Genomic DNA, 20,263 nt, shown 5'->3' on the forward strand with positions numbered 1-20,263 from the left:
ATGGCCGGCCGATGCGCGGCGTTACGCCCGCGTGCAGCGGCATCCGCATTATCTCAATTAAGGTAAGGCGATCGGACGCATGGCGGGTTACGGCTCGCCATTTTTTCGCTATCTCTCGCATTGATGGGGATTAAAGGCATTTTCCGGCCGAAAGAAGGCGGCGCCGAATTCGTTTTTAGCGCGAACGAGAGTTAAATATAGCTTGTCGGTTGTCCGCGCGCCGCGCCGGGAACGCGACAATGCGCGCATGCCGACGTCCGAAGAAAAATCGGCGTTCACCGAACGTCTGAAATTTGCGTTGTTGCGCAGCCCGGAGCAGGTGAAGGGGGCGACGGCGCTGGCTTTGCAGTTCAATCTGCGCCACCGCGGCGCGCATTCGATCACGCCGCAGACCGCGCACAAATGGCTGTCCGGCCGCACGATCCCGACGCTCGAAAAACTGCGCACGCTGGCCGACTGGCTGCGGGTCGATCTGCACTGGCTGCATTACGGCCCGCCGTCCGGCTCGGGCGCGTATGCGCCGCCGCCGCCGCTGTCGCGCGCCGCCTATCCGGTGACGGTGGAGACGATCGAACTCGCGTCGAAAATCGACGCGCTGTCGCCGCATCACCGTTACCTGGTCCAGGAACTCATCGAGCAGTTCTACGGCGCCGCGCTGAAACGCTGATCCCGCCGCGGCCGTCCGGCGAGCGGCGGGCCGGGCCGGCTCAGCGGCCTTCCAGCATCCACTCGTGCGCCGGATCGTTCTTGAAGTGCCACACGCGGGTGGGACCGGCCATCACGTTCAGGTAGTACGACTCGTAGCCGTAGGGCACGACGACCGGATGGTAGCCGCGCGGCACCAGCACGACGTCGTGATCGCAGACGGCCATCGATTCGTCGAGATCGCGCGAGTCGGTATAGACGCGCTGGAACACGAAGCCCTGCGGCGGATGCACGCGGTGATAGTAGGTTTCCTCGAGCGAGCTTTCGAGCGGCACGTTGTCGGTGTCGTGCTTGTGCGGCGGGTAGCTCGACGAATGTCCCGACGGCGTGCGCACCTCGACGACGAGCAGCGCTTCGGCCGCTTCCGTCTGCGGCAGGATATCGCACACGTAGCGCGTGTTCGCGCCGCTGCCTCGCACGGAGCGCTTCATCTGCGACGGCGTGATGAGCCGCGCCGGATAGCGGCCGGCCGCGGGCGCGCTGGCCACGCCCAGCTCCGCATCGCGCGACGCGCGGACCGTGACGCGCGGGCCCGGCGGCAGGTACAGCGCGTAGGGCGCGACGCCGTCGAACACGCTGTCGCGCGAGCCGAGCGCGGTCCACTGTGTCCCGTCGTCGGCCTCGATGTCGACCGTGCCGGTCAGCACGACGATGCACATCTCGCGCGCGGCTTCGTGCAGCGCGAGCGTTTCGCCGGTTCGCAGCCGGTAGGCGGCGAAGCCGACGTGCTGCCAGTGCGCCGATTCCGGCGTGACGCGCGCGATCGACGTGCCGTCGCCCGCGCCCTTGACGAGCAGGTCCATTACGCTGCCTCCTGGTGATCGAGCGGCGCGTCGACGAGCGCGCGCAGTGTCTGGTAGCCCTTTTTCGCGTACGCGTAGCTCGGCGCGACGACCGGATCCTGCTCGGCTTCCACGACGAACCAGCCGCGATAGCCGTGCCGCTTGAGCAGGTCGACGAGCGCCGGGAAGTCGATCGCGCCGTCGCCCGGCACGGTGAATGCGCCGTTGATCACGGCGTCGAGAAAGCTCCAGTTGCGGTTGCGCGCGAGCCGGATCACGGCCGGGCGCACGTCCTTGCAGTGCACGTGACAGACCCGGCCGATGTGCTTGCGCAGCTCGGTCAGCGCGTCGCCGCCCGCGAACGTGATGTGTCCCGCGTCGAACAGCAGGCCGACCGCGTCGCTGGTCGACGCCATCAGGCGATCGACGTCGGCGGGCGTCTCGACGTACGCGCCCATGTGATGGTGGTACGCGAGCCGCACGCCGTGGCTCAGCGTATAGCGCGCGAACGCGTCGAGCCGCTGCGCGTAGGTGTCCCACTGCGCGTCCGTCGTGAAGCGCGGGCGCTGATAGAGCGGCTGAGGCGCGCCCTGGATGGTGTCCGCCACCTCGCCGTACACCATCGCTGTCGCACCGTTCTTCGCGAGCAGCTCCAGATGCGGGCCGACCGCGTCGATTTCTTCCTGCACGCTGCGCCGGGCGAGCCGTCCGGAATACCAGCCCGAGACGAGCGACAGGTCGTATTGCGCGAGGAGCGTCTTGAGCGCCTGCGGCTCGCGCGGAAACTTGTTGCCGAGCTCGAAACCCTCGTAGCCGATTTCGCGGCCTTCCGTCAGCGCGACGGACAAGGGGGTCTCGCCGCCGAGCGACGGCAGGTCGTCGTTCATCCACGACAGCGGATTGATGCCGATACGGATGTCGAATGCGCTCATGTCGATGATTCCGGAGTAGAGGGAGAGGGGGGCGGCACGGCGCTGCCCGCGCGTGCCGCGACCTGTTGTTCGTAGCGGACGCGCGCGTCGCGCACCGCCTCGCGCGGCGAGACTTCCGGCACCGCGACCTCCCACCACCAGCCGCCGTCGGGCGTGGTGCGGGCCGGATCGGTGTCGATGCTGATCACGTAGGTGCGCTCGGCGGCGCGGGCGCGCCGCAGCGCGGCGTCGAGCGCGCCGATGTCCGCGACATGCTCGGCGTGCGCGCCGAGGGCGCGCGCATGCGCGGCGAAGTCGATCGGCGGCGCGCCGAGCGGGCCCTGCACGCAGTCGTCCAGCAGATTGTTGAACGGCGCGCCGCCGCAGGCCTGCTGCAGGCGGTTGATACAGCCGTAGCCGCGATTGTCGAGCACGACGACGATCAGTTTCGCGCCGAGCATCACCGAGGTCGCGATCTCGCTGTTCAGCATCAGGTAGCTGCCGTCGCCGACCGTCACGACGACGTCGCGATCGGGGCGCGCGAGCTTCGCGCCGAGACCGCCCGCGATCTCGTAGCCCATGCACGAGTAGCCGTACTCGACGTGATAGCCGCCGGGCGCGGCCGCGCGCCACAGCTTGTGCAGTTCGGCGGGCAGCGTGCCGGCCGCGCACACCGCGATGTCGCGCGCGGCGGAGTCCGGCGCGGAGCGCTGGATCGCGCCGATCACGTCGGCTTCGTAGGGCAGCTCACCGGCGCGCGCGGGCGCGCCGGTGAGCGTGTCGACCGCGTCGCGCCACTGCGCGGCGAGCGTGTGCGCCCGTTCGGTCCAGGCGGCGTCGGCGCGCCAGTCGGCGAGGCGGGCGGACAACGCGTCGAGGGCGAGCCGCGCATCCGACTCGACGATCGCCGCGCGATGCTTCAGCGCGTCGAACGCGTTCGCGTTGATGCCGATCACGGCGGCCTGCGGGAACAGCGTATTCGAGCCGGTCGTGAAATCCTGCAGCCGTGTGCCGACGGCGATCACGCAGTCGGCCGCGCTGGCGAGCGCGTTGGCCGCGGGCGAACCCGTCACGCCGACCGCGCCCGCGTTCAGCGCGTGATCCCACGGCAGCACGCTCTTGCCTGCCTGGGTCTCGCCGACCGGGATGCCGTGGCGCTCGGCGAACGCGCGCAGCGCGGCCGCGCCGCCTTCGCTGTACAGCGCGCCGCCGCCCGCGACGATGAACGGCCGCCGCGCGCCGCGCAACAGCGCGAGCGCGGCCGCGAGCTCCGCCTCGACGGGCGCGGGCGCATGAAACGACACGACGCGCGGCGCGAAGAAGGCGAGCGGATAGTCGTACGCCATCGTCTGCACGTCCTGCGGCAGCGCGAGCGTGACCGGGCCGCACAGCGCCGCGTCGGTCAGCACGCGCAGCGCGCGCGGCAGCGCGGCGAGCAGTTGCGCGGGGTGCACGATGCGGTCGAAGTAGCGCGACACGGCCTTGAATGCGTCGTTGGCCGACACGCCGCCGTCGTGAAAATCCTCGATCTGCTGCAGCACCGGGTCCGGCGCGCGCGATACGAACACGTCGCCCGGCAGCAGCAGCACGGGCAGCCGGTTCACGTGTGCGAGCGCCGCCGCGGTGACGAGGTTGGTCGCGCCCGGTCCGATCGACGTCGTGACGGCCATCATCCGGCGTCGGAAATGCGCTTTCGCGTAGGCGATCGCGCTGTGCGCCATCGCCTGTTCGTTGTGCGCGCGATAGGTCGGCAACGCATCGCGGTGCTGGTACAGCGCTTCGCCCAGCCCGGCGACGTTGCCGTGGCCGAAGATCGCGAACACGCCGCCGAACAGCGGCTCGGTGCGACCGCTGCCGTCGTCTGCCGCGACCCGCTGCGCGGCCAGGTAGCGGACCAGCGCTTGCGCGGCGGTGAGGCGGACGGTGCCGGGGGAGAGGTCGTTCACGTTGGGATCCTCGTTGGAGTTGGGGTGCAACGCTCGCTGGTTCATCGCGGGCGCTCCTACGCCACGCGCCGCGCGGCGCCGCCGTTGCCGCGGGAGGCGCCCGCGCGCGCCTCGCGCCACGCGCCGATCAGCGTCTCGAAGGTCTGGCGCACGCGCGCGATGACCTCGTCGTCGCCGATCTCGCCCGCGAGCCACGCGCGGCTCGGCTCGTGGAAGATCGTCCGGCCGACCGTGAAGCCCCGGCAGGTCGACGACGCGGCGGCCGCGCGGAAGCCGTCGACCAGTTCGTCGACCGGCGCGGACAGGCCGAGCAGCACCACGCCGCGGCAATGCGGATCGCGCTCGGCGATCAGCGCGTCGACCGCCTGCCATTGCGCGGCGTCGAGCGACAGGAGCTTCCACCATTCCGGGTAGATGCCGAGGTTGTACAGGCGTTTCAGCGCGCGATACACGGTGTCGGGGCCTTGCGGCAGATCGGCATGGCGCGGGGGGATCACTTCGAGCAGCAGTTCGTGGCCGCTTTCCTGCACCGCGTCGTAGAGCGCGCGCAGCTGCGCCTCCTGCTCGATTCGCCGTTCGAGCGGTTCGTCCGGATGGTAGCGGACGAGGCACTTCACGACGTGCTCGCGGGGCCACGACGCGAGTGCGGTGCCGATCGAGCGGCCGTGATCGAATTCGAGCGGCAGCGAACCGGGCAGCTCGACCGGGCGGCCGATCCACCAGCCGCGTCCGGTCGCGTCGTTCAGCGCGTCCTGGCCGTAGCGATCGTCGATCAGCACGCCGATCCGGCCTTGCAGGCCGAGCTGTTGCTCGGTCTGTGCAACGGCCTCGACGAACAGCCGCTTGAGCGTGTCGATTCGCGCGAGCGGCGCGCCCGTCAGCTGCGCCAGCTCGAAGAACTGGTTGCGATGGTCGAACGCGAAGCCGAGCACCTCGGTGCGCGGCGTGCGTGCCGGCGTCACCCGGTGCAGGCGCGCGAGCGTGCGATCGAGATCGGGGCGGCGCATCCGGACGGGATCGCTTTGCGCCTCGGCGAGGAAATAGTCGAGTTCGGCGGGCGTCGGCATCGCGGGCGAGCAGCCGTGGCGCGACACCACGAGCGCGCCGCACGCGTTCGCGACGCGCGCGGCGGTATCGAGCGGCCGGCCGCGCAGCCACTGCGACAGGAACCCGGAGGCGAAGGCGTCGCCCGCACCCAGCACGTTCATCACCTCGACCTCCACGCCGCCGATCAGCGCGAGCGCATCGAGCGTCGCGGGCACCTGGCCTTCGACGATCGAGCAGCCGAGCGGGCCGCGCTTCACGACGAGGGTCGCGGGCGTCACCGCGCGGACCATCGCGAGCGCATCGAGCAGCGCGTCCTTGCCGCCCGCGATGCGGAATTCCTCTTCGGTGCCGATCACGAGATCGAACAGCGGCAGGATCCGCTGCAGGTGCGCGGTCACGCCTTCGTTCGCGATGAAGCGGGTTTCGCCGTCGGCCTTGCCGGTCAGCCCCCACAGCACCGGGCGGTAGTCGATGTCGAGCACCGTGCGGACCTGGTTGCGGCGCGCGCAGTCGAGCGCCCGACGGCTCGCGCGATTGACCTGTTCGGTCGAGAAGTGGGTGCCGGTGATGAGGAGCGCCTTCGAGGACGCGATGTACGCCTCGTCGACGTCCTGCTCGTCGAACGCCATGTCCGCGCAGTTCTCGCGATGGAAGATCAGCGGAAACGTGTCGCGGTCCTTGATGCCGAGCAGCACGAATGCGGTCAGCCGGTCGGGGTCGGTGCGCAGGTGGCTCGTGTCGCAGCCCTCGCGGTCGAGCGTTTCGGCAAGGAAGCGCCCCATGTGATCGCGGCCGACCCGCGACAGCATCGACGATTTGAGGCCGAGCCGCGCGCAGCCGAACGCGATGTTGCCCGACGAGCCGCCCAGATAGCGGGCGAAGCTCGTCGCGTCTTCGAGCCGCGCGCCGATCTGCTGCGCATAGAGATCGACCGCGACGCGGCCGATGCAGATCACGTCGAGCGCCCGGTTCTGCGCAAAGGGAAGGGGAGTAAGAGCCATAACGGGTCCTGTGTTAGATCGTCGCGCCGTCGAGTTCACCGATCATCTTCTGCATCTCGGCGCCGCCCGCCATCATGTCGAGCACTTTGTCCTTGCTGATGGTGTCCTTCGTGTACGTGCCGAGCGAGCGCCCCCGGTTGAGGAGCGTGAACGAATCGCCGATCGGATACGCGTGGTGCACGTTGTGCGTGATGAAGATCACCGAGATGCCTTTCGCGCGCGCGGTGTGGATCAGCTTCAGCACGTTGAAGCTCTGCTTGACCCCGAGCGCGGCGGTGGGCTCGTCGAGAATCAGCACGCGCGCGCCGAAATGGATCGCGCGCGCGATCGCGAGGCATTGCCGTTCGCCGCCCGACATCGTGCCGATCGGCTGATGCGGGTCGCGCACGTTGATGCCCATCTCGGCGAGCTTCGCGCCGGCGACCTGCGCGCTGGAATCGAGATCCATCACGTTGATGAAGCCGAACAGCTTTTTCTGCGGCTCGCGGCCCATGAAGAAGTTGCGCGCGACCGACAGCAGCGGCACGAGCGCCAGATCCTGGTAGACCGTCGCGATGCCGAGGTCGAGCGCGTCCTTCGGCGATTCGAAGCGCACCGGCTTGCCGTCGACCAGGTACTGCCCGTCGGACGGCGCATGCACGCCGGCGAGCGTCTTGATCAGGGTCGACTTGCCGGCGCCGTTGTCGCCCAGCAGGCAGTGCACTTCGCCGCGCTTCAGGCGCAGCGTGACGCCGGACAGCGCGATCACCTTGCCGAAATACTTGCTGACGTTCTCGAGCGCGAGGATCGTGTCGTCGGATTGCGGAGTGGACATGAGACGGCTCCCGTTACGATTGCGACACGCGGCGGCGCACGTAGTGGTTGAAGAGCACGGCGATCAGCAGCATCACGCCGAGGAACACCCGGAACCAGTCCGAGCTGATGTTGGTGTAGGTGATGCCGATCTGCACGACGCCGAAGATCAGCGCGCCGAACGCGGCGCCGATCACCGAGCCGTAGCCGCCGGTGAGCAGCGTGCCGCCGATCACCGCGGCGATGATCGCTTCGAATTCCTTCTGCAGCCCGCGGTCGGCGGCGGCGGACCCGATGTCGGCCACCTGCAGCACCGCGAAGAGGCACGCGCAGAACGCGGTCAGCACGAACAGCGAGATCTTCACGCGGCGCACCGGTACGCCGACGTTCTTCGCCGCGTTCGCGTCGCCGCCGACGGCGAGGATCCAGTTGCCGTAGCGGGTTTTCGCGAGCACGAACGCACCGATCGCCGTGACGGCGAGCCACCACAGGATCACCTTCGGCACGCCCGGCACGAGCGGCTCGCCGTTGTCGAGCAACTGGCCGAAGCCCGCATGCGCGAGCCAGCGGAACACATCGTGGAATGCGACGCCCTGGAACAGGAAGTGCGTGACCGGATCGGCGTGCGCGTAGTCGCCGAGACCCGACACGATGGTGCGATCGGCGAACATGATCGACAGCGCGAGCGTCAGGCCGCGAAGAATGAACAGGAACGCGAGCGTGACGATGAACGAAGGCAGCCGGGTGCGCATCACGAGATAGCCGTTCAGCGCGCCGAGCGCCATCGAGCCCGCGAAGGCGAACAGGATCGCGGCCCAGATCGGCCAGTGGAAATAGACGGTCGGGATGGCGACCATCATCCCGGCGAAGCCGATCATCGAGCCGATCGACAGGTCGAATTCGCCCGCGACCATCAGCAGGCATGCGCCGACCGCCAGGATGCCGAGATACGCGGCGACTTGCGACCAGTTCATGATCCCGTCGAGATTGAACATGCCCGAGCCGCCCGCGCCGAACGCGAAGATCGCGAACACCAGCACGGTGCCGGAGATCGCGGCGAATTCGGGGCGGTTGAGGAAGCGCTGGAACCACGCTTCGCCGCGCACCCGCTCGTCGGGGCGGGCCCCGGGCTGGGGCGGCTCCTGCGTATGCGCGGACAGAGGTTTACCGGCTACACCCATGATGTCTCCTTGATGCCCGGCGCGCGGGGCGGGCAGCCCCGCCTGGCCGGTAAAGCGCGCGGCGGGGGCGCCGCGCTACGATTGGATCGGCCGTCGCGGCCGCTCAGCGGTACTGGCCCGCGTACTTCAACACCTTGTCGAGATTGGCCTTGGTGATGAACCCCGGGCCGGAGCGGATGTTCTTCGGACCGTACGACGGCTGCAGCCCGTAGGTCGCGAGGCGCGCCTGGAACTTCGGATTGGCTTCGAGGATCCGGCGGATCTTCACCGGGTCGGTGGTCTTGTCCTTCTTCACGATCGCGAGCACCGCGACAGGGATGTAGCCCTGCAGGTACGGCTGCTGATCGATCGCGAACTGGATCGTGCCGCTCTGGATCGCCTTCGCGATGTCGTCGGAGAAGTCGAAGGTCGCGAAATAGATCTTGCCCGCGAGGCCCATCTGCTGGACGGCCTTCAGCGTCGCCGAGGCGGGCGTCGGCCCGAGCGTCAGGATCGCTTGCGTGTTCGGGTTCTTGCGCAGGTACGCGCTGACCTTCGACTGGATCTCGGTCGGGTCCTGGCCGGAATCGATCGTCGAGGTCTTGTAGTCGGCGCCGATCGCGTCGGCGAAGCCGCGGCAGCGGTCGAACGACACGGTGTTGGTCGCGAGGTGGTTGACGCAGACGAAGGTCTTCACGCCCGCCGCCTTCGCCTTTTCGCCCGCCGCATGGCCGGCGACGTACTCGGGCTGGCCGACGTGCATGATCGCGCCGAGCTGCGCGCTCTGTTCCTCGGTGCCGGAATTGATCGTGACGAGCGGGATCTTCTTCGCCGTGACCTTGCCGAGCGAATTCTTCAGCACGTCGAAATCGGCGATCGTCGTGATCACACCGTCGTAGTCGCGGGCGGCCGATTGCTCGATCAGGCGCGCCATGTCGGCGATGTCGCCGTTCGGCGGGTTGCGGTAGTCCGTCGTGACGTTGAAGTCCTCGTCCGCCTGCTTGATCGCGTTCTTGATCGTGTTCCACCACGAGTCGGAATCGGGTGCATGGGTGATCAGGACGAAACGGGCGTCCCCGGCATGCGCGGCCGGTGCGCCGAAGCCCACGCCCGCCGCGACGGCCAGCGCCGCCGCGAATGCCCGAACGGCGGCCTTGCCTCTGCAAAGTCTCATGTCTCCACCTTTCTCTGTCTGTCGTTATGGGTCGAACGGCGAGCCTGCATCCCGCAGCGCTCACGAGCAAGAGTAGGCCAACTTTTCGCGTATTGCAAAGGAAATTTTATTTTCAAATGATTTGGAAAATCTATTCCATTTCATGTGACGAGTGCCTATACTCGGAGCACGTCAAAAACCAGTTGGCCACGCTGTCCGGCAGGCGCGCATGCGGCGCCGCAGCAGGGCGGGGAGCCTCGACACCATGCAAGAAACGTCTCAACCCGCGGTCCCGAACATCGACGATCTGCTGCAGCGGATCACCGACGACTACGATTCGCTGCCGCGGCAGCTGAAGCGCATCGCGTCCTATATCGACGAGCACCGGGCCAGCGTGATGATGGATCGCACGAGCGACATCGCGGAGCGCTGCGGCGTGCATCCGTCCGCCGTCGTGCGGTTCGCGCAGCGCTTCGGCTTCTCGGGGTTTTCCGATCTGCAGGCGGTGTTCAAGGATGCGTACACCGGCCAGAACCCGACGGTGCAGAGCTATCAGCAGCGCATCCGCAACCTGATCGACGAGAAGGCGGGGCCGATGTCGGGCGGGACGGTGGCGCGCCAGTTCATCGACGCGTCGCGCTCCGGGCTCGAGGAACTGGCGACCGGCCTCGACGACGCGCAGTTCGACGCTGCGGTGACGATGCTCGAGCGGGCCGACAACATCTACGTGATGGGCGTGCGTCGCTCGTTTCCGGTCGCGAGCTACATCGTCTACGCGCTGCAGCACACCGCGAAGCGGGTTCACCTGGTGTCGGGGCTCGGCGGCATGTACCGCGAGCAGATCCGCAGCGTGAGGAAGGGCGATGTCGTGATCGCGATCAGCTTCGCGCCGTACGGCAAGGAAACCCAGTACTGCCTGCGCGCCGCGCGGCACAACCATGCGCAAACGCTGGTGATCACCGATAGCCGGCTGTCGCCGCTCGTGCGCGACGCCAGCGCCCATTTGCTCGTGAAGGAGGGCAGCGCGTTCGCGTTCCGTTCGCTCACGAGCACGATCTGCCTGTGCCAGGCGCTGTTCATCGCGCTCGCGTACCGGCTCGAGTTGAACGTAGAAGAAGTCAAGGACACTGGAGGATACGATGACTGAAGCAGTTCCGACGCTCGACGTCGCGGTGTTCGGCGCAGGCCGGATCGGCCGCATCCACGCGGCCAACCTGGTCCGCCAGCCGGGCGTGCGGCTCAAGTACGTGGTGGACGTGAACCCGGAGGCCGCGGCGGCGCTCGCGGCGCAGCACGGCGCGAAGGCCGCCGATCTCGACGGCGCGCTGGGCGATGCGTCGGTCGGCGCGTCGGTCGTGTGTTCGAGCACCGACACCCACGCGGACCTGATCGTCCGGTCGGCGGGCGCGGGCAAGCACGTGTTCTGCGAGAAACCCGTCGACCTGACGGTCGCGCGGGCGCGGGAGTGCGAGGCGGCGGTGGCGCGCGCGGGCGTCGTCTGCATGATCGGCTTCCAGCGCCGCTTCGATCCGACCTTCGCCGCGCTGAAGGCCCGGCTCGATGCGGGCGAGATCGGCACGCCGGAGATGCTCGTCGTCACGAGCCGCGATCCGGGCGCGCCGCCCGTCGACTACATCCGGCACTCGGGCGGCATCTTCAAGGACATGCTGATCCACGATTTCGACATCTTCCGCTGGATCCTCGACGACGAGGCGGAGTCGCTGCACGCGACGGGCAGCTGCCTGTCCGATCCCGCGATCGCGGACGCGGGCGACATCGATTCGACCGCGGTCACGATCCGCACGAAACGCGGCCGGCTGTGCCAGATCAACACCGCGCGCCGCGCCGCGTACGGCTACGACCAGCGCTTCGAGGTGCTCGGCAGCCACGGCATGCTGCAGGCGGGCAACGTGCGGCCGACCGAAGTCACCGGCTACTCGGCGCAGGCCGTCTCGACCGATCTGCCCGAGGCATTCTTCCTCGAACGCTATCGCGCCGCCTACGCGCGCGAGATCGAACACTTCTTCGCGGCCGTGACGCGCGGCGAACCGGTGCGCACGACGGTCTCGGACGGTGTGAAGGCGCTGGCGCTGGCCGAGGCGGCCACCCGCTCGTGGCGCGAAGGCCGCGCGATCCGGCTCGACGAAGCCGGCGCATGACGAGGGGGACGGACATGACTGTTGACAATCAGCTGGAACCGGTCAGGATCGGCATCGCGGGCCTCGGCCGGCTCGGCCGCCGCCATGCGGAAAATCTCGCGAGCCGCGTGCCGGGCGCGCGGCTCGTCGCGGCGTGCAGTCCGGTCGCGGACGAGTGCGCGTGGGCGCGCGACGTGCTGCAGGTGCCGCGCATCCATGCGGACTACGACGCGCTCGTCGCCGACCCCGAGGTCGACGCGCTGTGGCTCGTCACGCCGTCGGCGCTGCACGCGGAGCAGATCGTCGCTGCGCTGCGCGCGGGCAAGCACGTGTTCTGCGAGAAGCCGTTGTCGCTCGATCTCGCCGAGTGCGAGCGGGTGCTCGCCGAAGCGGCGGCACGCCCGCAGCTGCAGGCGATGATCGGCTTCATGCGCCGTTTCGATCCGAGCTATCGCGACGCGTACGAGCGCATCGCGGCGGGCTCGATCGGCCGGCCGTTCCTGGTGCGCTCGCAGACCTGCGACCAGAACGATCCCGACGGCTTCTTCGTGCGCTTCGCGCCGACCTCCGGCGGCATTTTCCTCGACTGCACGGTGCACGACATCGACGTCGCGCGCTGGCTGCTCGGCGGGCCGCGCGCGAAACGCGTGTTCGCGGCGGGCACGATCGCGCTGCACGACGGCTTGCGCGCGAGCGGCGATGTCGACAACGGCGTCGCGATCTGCGAGTTCGACGGCGGCGGTCTCGCGATGTTCTACGCGTCGCGCACGATGGCGCACGGCAACGATACGCATTCGGAGGTGATCGGCACGGCGGGCGCGCTCGCGATCGGCCGCAATCCGCGCGCGAACCGCGTCGAGATCTACGATGCGAGCGGGATCCGCAACACCTGCACGCCGACCTTCTTCGATCGCTTCGAGGACGCGTTCCTGCACGAAGCGCGCGCATTCGTCGCGGCCGTGCGCACGGGGGGGACGTCGGGCGGCGCGACGCTCGCCGACGCGCTGGAGGCGACCCGCATCGGTCACGCGCTGCGCGAGGCGCTGCATACCGGACGCGCGATCGATCTGTAAGGGAAATCGCGGGCGGGAAGGCCGGCGTCGGCACGTTCCCGCCCGCGCCGCGCGGCGCTCCGACGGGGAAGGGCGCGCTGCGGTAAAATCCGGCCTTCCTCCGGCGCCGCGACGCGGCGCCTCATTCGAAGGTCGAAAGCCGATGCAAATTCACAAGGAAGTGGACGCGCGCGGGCTCAATTGCCCGCTGCCGATCCTGCGCGCCAAAAAAGCGCTGGCCGACATGGAAAGCGGCCAGATTCTCAAGGTGCTCGCCACCGATCCGGGGTCTCAGCGGGACTTCGCGGCTTTCGCGAAGCAGACGGGCAACGAAATCGTCGAATCGTCGGCACAGGACAAAATCTTCGTATTTCTGATGCGCCGCCGCTGATCCGGCCCGCGCCGATTCCTTCCACGTTTTACCGAATGCCGCTCCGGGCAAGGCCCGGGCGGCATTTTTGTTGGCTGTCCGAAACGGCTCGCAGCAACTCGCCATTGTGTCCGCGTCTTTATTTTCCGTGAATGACGTTTGACTTTGTTTAACGCTTGTTCTGGCGTGATTTAACAATAGATAACAGAAAGCTTACGGTCTTATCTCGATAATGACCGAGTCGCGACGGACGGGGTGTTTCACGTTTGTTTCGTTGCGTCAGACCAATCGCTCTCAACATCACACCAAACCATTTGTAGAGGTCATTCATGAAGGATATGCGCACGGGGATCCTGGCAGCGGCCGTGACTCTGGCAGCGGCGCCGGCGGCGTTCGCGGCGGACGGCACGATCACGATCAACGGTCAGGTGACGTCCCAGACCTGCACGATCAGCGGCAACGGCGGCGGCAAGGATTTCACGGTCACGCTGCCGACGGTGTCGGCATCGACGCTGGCGACGGCGGGTGCCGCCGCCGGCCGCACGCCGTTCAACATCGCGCTGTCGAAGTGCACGCCGAACTCGGGCAACGTGTCCACCTACTTCGAGCCGGGCGCGACCGTCGACACGACGACGGGCCGCCTCGTCAACACGGCGCCGGGCGGTGCCGCCAACGTGCAGGTCGGCCTGCTGAACTCGGACAATTCGAGCATCCAGCTGGGTGCGGCGCAGGCGAGCCAGAACTCGAAGCCGGTCGCGCTGTCGGGCGGCGCGGCAACGCTCAACTACTACGCGCAATACGTCGCGACGGGCGGCGCGGCGACGGCGGGCAGCGTGACGACCACGACGCTCTACTCGATCGTCTACCAGTAAGACGGACGCTTGCAGCAGCAGTCATTGCAGTAAGCCGGCGGGCGCGATGCCCGCCGGCGGCGATGGGGACCAGGGCGGCGCAGTTCGCTCGATAATTCGGATATCGAAATGTTATTCAACCGGCATTGGCGCGCCGCGTTCGCGGCCTGCGTCATTTCTGCCGCCGCGTCGGCGGCGCATGCATCCGTGGTGCTGAACGGCACGCGGGTGATCTATCAGGCCAAGGAACGCGAAGTCACGCTCAAGCTCAGCAACGACGGCGATGCGCCGGCGCTCGTGCAGACCTGGATCGACGACGGCAACGCGAACGCGCTGCCCGACGATTCCAAGGTGCCGTTCACGCTCACGCCGCCGCTGTTCCGGCTCGATCCGAAGAAAGGGCAGACGCTGCGGATCATCCACACGCAGGATCCGCTGCCGGAGGATCGCGAATCGGTGTTCTGGCTCAATGTGCTCGAGGTGCCGCCGCTGGCCGAGACGGCGCCTGGCACGCCGAATTCCCTGCAGCTCGCGTTCCGCTCGCGCATCAAGCTGTTCTTCCGTCCCGCCGGCCTGCCGGGCGATGCGAACGACGCGGCGGCGAAGGTGACCTGGCGTTTCGCGAAGCGGGCCGCGGGCGGCTACGCGCTGGCCGCGACCAATCCGACGCCGTACCACGTGACCTTCAGCAGGATCGCCGCTCGCACGGGCGGCGCGGTCTACTGCAACGACAAGGGCGCGATGGTCGATCCCGGCGCGACCGTCGAATTCGACGTCGGCCAGATCGGCGCGGTGAGCGCCGAGGTGCCGGCCGAGGTCGAGTACACGACGATCAACGACTACGGCGCGGGTGTCGCCGGCGCGTTCCGCGCGCAGCCGAAGCCGTAGCATCCGGCGCCAAGCCGCACACGCCAGGCACCGCGCGACGACGCGGGCCTTCACAAGAACGGGGTGTCGCCTCCACGGGGGGCGGCGATCGGCAACACGTCGCCGAGACGTATCTAGCTAAACCATGCGAACGAGAGACCCGCACACGCGATCGCGCGCCGTGCGACGGCCCGCGCTCCGGCGCAGCCACGCCGTGATTCTGGGGATGCTGGCGTCCCATTGGCCCGTCACCGTGCTGGCGGGCGACGCGAGCGACGCGCTGTCGGTCGCCGACGTCAAGTTCAACGACCAGTTCCTGATGCGCCCGAAGGGCCAGCGCGTCGACGTGTCGCGCTTCGCGCGCGGCAACCCGGTCATGCCGGGCGAATACCTGGTCGACCTGTACCTGAACGGCGACTGGATCGGCCGCAACGCGGTGCGCTTCGAAGGGCCGAACGGCGCGGCCGTGCCGTGCTTCGGCCAGTCGCTCGCCGAAAAACTCAATCTCGATGACAACGTGCTCGGCGAGTCGAGCCGCGCCGCGCTCGCGCGGCTGGCCGCGGGCGCCTGCGCGAATCTCGGCGAGGTCGCGCCCGGTGCGTCCTGGTCGTTCGAGCTATCGGACCTGCGCCTCGACCTGAGCGTGCCGCAGGCGCTGCTGCGGCGCACGCCGCAAGGCTATGTCAGTCCCGAATTCTGGGACAAGGGCGTGCCTTCCGCGACGCTGGCGTACAACTTCAACACCTTCCATACCGGCGGCGCGGCGTCGAACACGACGACCTATCTCGGCGTCGATTCGGGCGTCAATCTCGGCAGCTGGCATGTCCGCCAGCGCTCGGCGCTGACCTGGCAGTCGACGGGGCCGCGCAGCTACCAGAACATCGCGACCTATCTGCAGCACGACATCCCGTCGCTGCGCAGCCAGTTGACGATCGGCGACGCGTTCACCGACGGCGCGGTGTTCGACAGCATCGGCATTCGCGGCGTGCAGCTTGTCTCCGACGACCGGATGCTGCCCGATTCGATGCGCGGCTACGCGCCGCTGATTCGCGGCATCGCGCAGTCGAACGCGCGCGTGACCGTCTCGCAGAACGGCAACAAACTGTACGAGACCACCGTCGCGCCGGGGCCGTTCGAGATCAAGGATCTCTACTCGACGGGCTACGGCGGGAACCTGCTGGTGACGGTGACCGAAGCCGATGGCAGCGAGCACAGTTTCGCGGTGCCGTACGCGTCGGTCGCGCAGCTGCTGCGTCCGGGCATCACGCGTTTCTCGGTCGCGGCGGGCGAGGCGCGCGACGCGCAGCTCTCGCGCAAGGACAAGCTGGTGCAGGGCGTCGTGCAGCGCGGAGTCAACAATGTCGTGACGGGCTACGCGGGCGCGATCGCAGCCGAGGGCTATCTCGCGGGGCTGATCGGCGCGGCGTTCAACACGCCGCTCGGCGCGGTCGCGGTCGACGTCACGCAGGCGAAGGCCGACATCCGCGGCGCGGCCGGCACGTCCGGCCATAGCGTGCGGATCAGCTACAGCAAGTTCGTGCCGTCGACCCAGACCAACCTGGCGGTCGCCGCCTATCGCTATTCGTCGAGCGGGTTCTGGCAGATGCGCGACGCGCTGCTCGCGCGCAGCCGGGTCGCGGAAGGGCAGGACGTGCGCACGGTCGACCGGCAGCGCAATCAGGTGCAGCTCACGCTCAACCAGCGCTTCGGCGGCCGGTGGGGCAACGTCTATGTGGTCGGCTCGTCGCTCGACTACTGGAACCGGGGCGGCACGACCACGCAGTTCCAGGTCGGCTACAACAACGTGCTGAACGCGTTCGGCAACACGCTGACCTACACCCTGTCGGCGTCGCGTCAGCGCGACGGCCTGAGCGGGCAGATGAACAACCAGATCTTCGCGAGCGTGTCGCTGCCGCTCGGCCGCGGCGCGCACGCGCCGACGCTCGCGTTCGGCGTCACTAACAACAGCGTCGGCGGCACGTCCGAGCAGATGATGCTGAACGGCTCCGCGTTCGACGACAACGCGCTCAGCTACGGCGTGAACGTCAACCGCTCGCCGGGCACGACGACGGGCGGCGGCAACGCGCAGTACCGCGGCACGTACGCCACGGTGTCGGGCAGCGCGAGCGGCGGCTCGGGCTTCTCGCAGTACTCGGCGGGGCTGTCGGGCGCGGTTGTCGCGCACCCGGGCGGCGTCACGCTCGCGAACGATCTCGGCGAGACGATCGGGATCGTCGAGGCGAAGGACGCGAAGGGGGCGCGGATCACCAATGCGCCGGGCGTGCATGTCGATGCGCGCGGCTATGCGGTGATCCCGTATCTGACGCCGTACAGCCTGAACACGGTCGAGCTCGATCCGAAGGGGTTGCCGCTCGACGTGGAGCTGAAGGCGACCAGCGCGCAGATCGCGCCGCGCGCGAATTCGGTGGTGATGATCCGCTTCGCGACCGTGTCGGGCCGCTCGGCGGTGATCTCTGCGCGGCAGCCGGACGGCGCGCCGCTGCCGTTCGGCGCGACCGTCGTGAACGACCGGGGCGTCGACGTCGGCGCGGTGGGTCAGGGCGGGCGGATCTTCGTGCGCGGGGTCGGCGACGCGGGCGCCTTGCAGGTGAAGTGGGGCGACGGCGCGAACGAGCGTTGCCTGTTCGATTACCGTCTGCCGCCGAAGCACGACAAGGCGCTGTCGTATGTGCAGATCGAAACCGTGTGCCGTGCCGCCGGGATCGCCGCGGCCGTACCGGATGCCGCGCCGGGCGGCGACTACCGGGCGCCGCTCGCGACGCCGGCGGCGCAACTGCCGGTCGCTCGCGACCGCCTGTAAAGGAAACGAAAACATGATGAGCGGAATGTCAGGACAGGCGCACGTGCGCCGTGCGGTGCGCGTCGGGCTGGCGATGGCGGGCGCGATGGCGCTGATCGGGCCGGTTCGGGCCGGCACGCTGACCGTGCCGACCAACTACGGCTCGTTCCAGCCGATCACGTTCAATGCGTCGTATACGCCGCCGCGCGACGTGACGGTCGGCAGCGTGATCCAGCAGAATCAGCCGGTCGGCATCAACTACGGGATGCGGGTGAGCGGCGTGTACTGCCCGATCCGCAAGACCGTCACGATCAACGGATCGTTGGTGCCGGGGATGACCGACACCTACCAGACCAACGTGCCGGGCATCGGCGTGCGCTTCTTTACCACGGCCGGCTGGAACGGCAGCTGGGAGCAGGCGCCCGGCTCGAGTACCTACTATCCGCCGTCGTCGTACGCGGCGACCGCGTGGTACACGTCGGCCGCGCTCGTCGTGACCGGCCAGGTCGGCAGCGGTCGCCTCACGTCGCTGCCGAGCATGACGATCGCGCTGTCGGGCAGCTGTTTTCCGACGGTGACCCGCACGCAGACCATCGCGGCGGGCAGCGTGATCGTGCCGACGACCTGCACGGTGACGACGCCGTCGATCGCGGTCACGCTGCCGAACGTGAAGGCGGGCGATTTCAGCGGCGTGGGGTCGACGAAGGGCGACACGGGCTTGCGGATCGGCCTCAGCTGCCGCGCGGGCGCCGACGTCAATGTGACGCTCACCGATGCGACCGACCCCGGCAACACCTCGAACCTGCTGACCCTCGCATCCGGCTCGACCGCGCGAGGCGTGAAGCTTCGGGTGCTGTACAACGGTTCGCCGGTGGCCTACGGGCCGGACTCGGCGGTCGCGGGCAACCTGAATCAGTGGCGGGTGGGGCCGTCCTCGAGCGTGACGAGCGTGCCGCTCACCGCGCAGTACATCGCGACCGATACGGTGCTGCCGGGGATCGTCAAGGGCATCGCGACGTTCACGATGAGTTATCAGTAAATGAAAAGGCGGCGGCTTTCGACTTGTGGAAAATTTCTCCAAAAAGGCGAAACAAGCAAAAAACACCGCGAATTTCGCTAAAAAAGCCCGCTATATCTAACAATTCTTAAACCACACGACGATCCGCGCTGCTTATACTGGCTCACCTGACGATCGATTGCTGCGACCATGATTCGCATGGCGCACGCCGAAGTCACGAGACGGGGGACATGCCCAGCGCGTGTCGTTGCTGCAAACTGGGAGATGTCATGCTCTTCAGATCGGGGACGATTCGAATACCGTTCGATGCGGGCGGGAAGGCGCGGGAACGCGTTCAGTCGGTGCATCGGGTCGAGCTGGACCCCGAGCACGACCGCCATGCGCGCGCCGCGCTCGAGGCCTATGCGGATTCGAGCGCGACCGAGATGCCGTGGCTGACGGAATGGCTGCGCGAGGCGATGGGCAGTGCCCAGCCCGACCTGACGCGCTGTGCCGTCACCGTCGAGCGCGTGTTCGATCTCGCGCACGCATGGGCCGCCGACCAGCCCGACTACGCGCGGGCCGCATGGGAACATGTTCGGATGCAGCTGCGCAGCGCGCTGCAGCGGCAGCCGCAACCGGCCGATCGCGATCCGATCAGCCTGGACTGACCCGCGCCGCGCCCCGGGATCCGGTCGGCGCGACAGGCCGCGAGAGCGGCACAGCGCGGCAAGCCGCACAAATTCGGGGCGATTTTCATACTACTATGATGCAGAGGGTGCCCGGCTTCGCCTAGTTTTTGAGATATGCGGCAATCCAAATAAAATGCAGGTTTTAGACCGCGCGGGCGAGCAGTCTTGTACAGTGCAGCCGATAATAATGGGTTAGGGGTTGGGCAACTTGGCGTAAGCGCACTCGAAGCAGGCGCGACGGCGGGTGCGAAGGACCCACAATGACGAGTCGATTTCCCTTTGCGGGGTGCTATGAGAATTGCTGTATTGGATGACGATCAGGCCCAGACGGATTTTGTCAGTCAAACGCTGACGTCCGCGGGACATACATGCTACGCATTTAAAGAAGGCAAGGCGCTGAAGAAGCGCCTGCAGCGCGAGACATTCGATCTGCTGGTGCTCGACTGGAACGTGCCCGACATGTCCGGCGAGGAGGTGCTGAAGTGGGTTCGGGCGAACCAGGTCGAGCATCGTCTGCCGATCATCTTCATGACGAGCCGCGACGACGAGGCGGGCATCACGCAGATCCTGAACGCCGGCGCGGACGATTACGTCGTGAAGCCGGTGTCCGGGCCGATCCTGCGCGCCCGCATCGGTTCGCTGCTGCGCCGCGCGTATCCGGTCAACGCGGAAGCGACGGTGCGCGAGTTCGATACGTTCAAGTTCGACGTGAATCTGAAGCAGGCCTATGTCGGCGACAAGCCGGTCAGCCTGACGCAGAAGGAATTCGAGCTGGCGCTGCTGCTGTTCCAGCATCTCGACCGGCCGCTGTCGCGCGCCCACATTCTCGATCTCGTCTGGAAGCAGGCGACCGATATCCCGTCGCGCACGATGGACACCCACATCTCGATGCTGCGCACGAAGCTGGGCCTGCGTCCCGAGAACGGTTACCGCCTCGCGCCGATCTACGGGTACGGGTACCGGCTGGAACGGGTGACGCAAGGGGAGACCGAGTGAGAT

General features: G+C 67.9%; 18 protein-coding genes. 11 read left to right on the plus strand and 7 right to left on the minus strand.

Annotated elements, in window-relative coordinates:
• The first annotated feature begins 247 nt into the window (after positions 1-247).
• Positions 248-667, plus strand: coding sequence for a helix-turn-helix domain-containing protein (locus tag RZR99_RS16625; protein WP_323120863.1), 420 nt, complete (start codon positions 248-250; stop codon positions 665-667).
• A 40-nt stretch (positions 668-707) separates the two neighbouring features.
• Here RZR99_RS16625 and iolB read toward each other — a convergent pair whose 3' ends face one another.
• The 7 genes from iolB to RZR99_RS16660 all read right to left on the minus strand — a co-directional run bounded on the left by iolB (position 708) and on the right by RZR99_RS16660 (position 9,518).
• On the minus strand, positions 708-1,508 hold the full coding sequence (gene iolB, locus RZR99_RS16630) for a 5-deoxy-glucuronate isomerase (protein WP_323120864.1): 801 nt from the start codon (positions 1,506-1,508) through the stop codon (positions 708-710).
• Entirely contained in the window at positions 1,508-2,419 is a 912-nt protein-coding gene (gene iolE, locus RZR99_RS16635; protein ID WP_323120865.1) for a myo-inosose-2 dehydratase, read from the minus strand. Before iolE ends, iolB begins: the two co-directional genes overlap by 1 nt.
• The gene (iolD, locus tag RZR99_RS16640) at positions 2,416-4,389 is read right to left on the minus strand and encodes a 3D-(3,5/4)-trihydroxycyclohexane-1,2-dione acylhydrolase (decyclizing) (protein ID WP_323120866.1); all 1,974 of its coding nucleotides are present in this window, start codon (positions 4,387-4,389) and stop codon (positions 2,416-2,418) included. The genes iolE and iolD overlap by 4 nt, the downstream gene beginning before the upstream one ends.
• Before the next feature lie 11 nt (positions 4,390-4,400).
• Entirely contained in the window at positions 4,401-6,392 is a 1,992-nt protein-coding gene (locus RZR99_RS16645; RefSeq protein WP_323120867.1) for a bifunctional 5-dehydro-2-deoxygluconokinase/5-dehydro-2-deoxyphosphogluconate aldolase, read from the minus strand.
• A gap of 13 nt (positions 6,393-6,405) precedes the next feature.
• On the minus strand, positions 6,406-7,206 hold the full coding sequence (locus tag RZR99_RS16650) for an ATP-binding cassette domain-containing protein (protein WP_323120868.1): 801 nt from the start codon (positions 7,204-7,206) through the stop codon (positions 6,406-6,408).
• Positions 7,207-7,219: 13 nt separating this feature from the next.
• Positions 7,220-8,365 carry an ABC transporter permease gene (locus tag RZR99_RS16655; protein ID WP_323120869.1) on the minus strand — a complete coding sequence of 382 codons (1,146 nt, stop codon included), beginning with the start codon at positions 8,363-8,365 and terminating at the stop codon, positions 7,220-7,222.
• A 103-nt stretch (positions 8,366-8,468) separates the two neighbouring features.
• Positions 8,469-9,518, minus strand: a complete 1,050-nt coding sequence (locus tag RZR99_RS16660) for a sugar ABC transporter substrate-binding protein (protein WP_323120870.1) — start codon at positions 9,516-9,518, stop codon at positions 8,469-8,471.
• Between the two features lie 244 nt (positions 9,519-9,762).
• Here RZR99_RS16660 and RZR99_RS16665 point away from each other — a divergent pair, with 244 nt between their 5' ends.
• The 10 genes from RZR99_RS16665 to RZR99_RS16710 all read left to right on the plus strand — a co-directional run bounded on the left by RZR99_RS16665 (position 9,763) and on the right by RZR99_RS16710 (position 20,260).
• Entirely contained in the window at positions 9,763-10,644 is an 882-nt protein-coding gene (locus tag RZR99_RS16665) for a MurR/RpiR family transcriptional regulator (protein WP_323120871.1), read from the plus strand.
• A complete protein-coding gene (gene iolG / locus RZR99_RS16670) occupies positions 10,637-11,656 on the plus strand; it encodes an inositol 2-dehydrogenase (protein ID WP_323120872.1) in 1,020 nt (339 codons plus the stop codon). The genes RZR99_RS16665 and iolG overlap by 8 nt, the downstream gene beginning before the upstream one ends.
• A gap of 14 nt (positions 11,657-11,670) precedes the next feature.
• The gene (locus RZR99_RS16675; RefSeq protein WP_323120873.1) at positions 11,671-12,708 is read left to right on the plus strand and encodes a Gfo/Idh/MocA family oxidoreductase; all 1,038 of its coding nucleotides are present in this window, start codon (positions 11,671-11,673) and stop codon (positions 12,706-12,708) included.
• A 142-nt stretch (positions 12,709-12,850) separates the two neighbouring features.
• Positions 12,851-13,078: a sulfurtransferase TusA family protein gene (locus tag RZR99_RS16680; RefSeq protein ID WP_323120874.1), complete on the plus strand. Its 228-nt coding sequence runs from the start codon at positions 12,851-12,853 to the stop codon at positions 13,076-13,078.
• Positions 13,079-13,386: 308 nt separating this feature from the next.
• The gene (locus RZR99_RS16685; protein WP_323120875.1) at positions 13,387-13,929 is read left to right on the plus strand and encodes a fimbrial protein; all 543 of its coding nucleotides are present in this window, start codon (positions 13,387-13,389) and stop codon (positions 13,927-13,929) included.
• Positions 13,930-14,037: 108 nt separating this feature from the next.
• The gene (locus RZR99_RS16690) at positions 14,038-14,796 is read left to right on the plus strand and encodes a fimbrial biogenesis chaperone (protein ID WP_323120876.1); all 759 of its coding nucleotides are present in this window, start codon (positions 14,038-14,040) and stop codon (positions 14,794-14,796) included.
• Between the two features lie 205 nt (positions 14,797-15,001).
• Positions 15,002-17,596, plus strand: a complete 2,595-nt coding sequence (locus tag RZR99_RS16695; protein ID WP_323120877.1) for a fimbria/pilus outer membrane usher protein — start codon at positions 15,002-15,004, stop codon at positions 17,594-17,596.
• A 13-nt stretch (positions 17,597-17,609) separates the two neighbouring features.
• Complete coding sequence (locus RZR99_RS16700; RefSeq protein ID WP_323120878.1) at positions 17,610-18,614, plus strand: fimbrial protein; 1,005 nt, start codon at positions 17,610-17,612, stop codon at positions 18,612-18,614.
• A gap of 248 nt (positions 18,615-18,862) precedes the next feature.
• Positions 18,863-19,243: a hypothetical protein gene (locus RZR99_RS16705; RefSeq protein ID WP_323120879.1), complete on the plus strand. Its 381-nt coding sequence runs from the start codon at positions 18,863-18,865 to the stop codon at positions 19,241-19,243.
• A gap of 312 nt (positions 19,244-19,555) precedes the next feature.
• On the plus strand, positions 19,556-20,260 hold the full coding sequence (locus tag RZR99_RS16710) for a response regulator transcription factor (protein ID WP_323120880.1): 705 nt from the start codon (positions 19,556-19,558) through the stop codon (positions 20,258-20,260).
• The last annotated feature ends 3 nt before the right edge of the window (positions 20,261-20,263 follow it).

The sequence above is a fragment of the Burkholderia alba genome (assembly GCF_034721475.1).
GTDB classification, from domain to species: Bacteria; Pseudomonadota; Gammaproteobacteria; order Burkholderiales; family Burkholderiaceae; genus Burkholderia; species Burkholderia alba.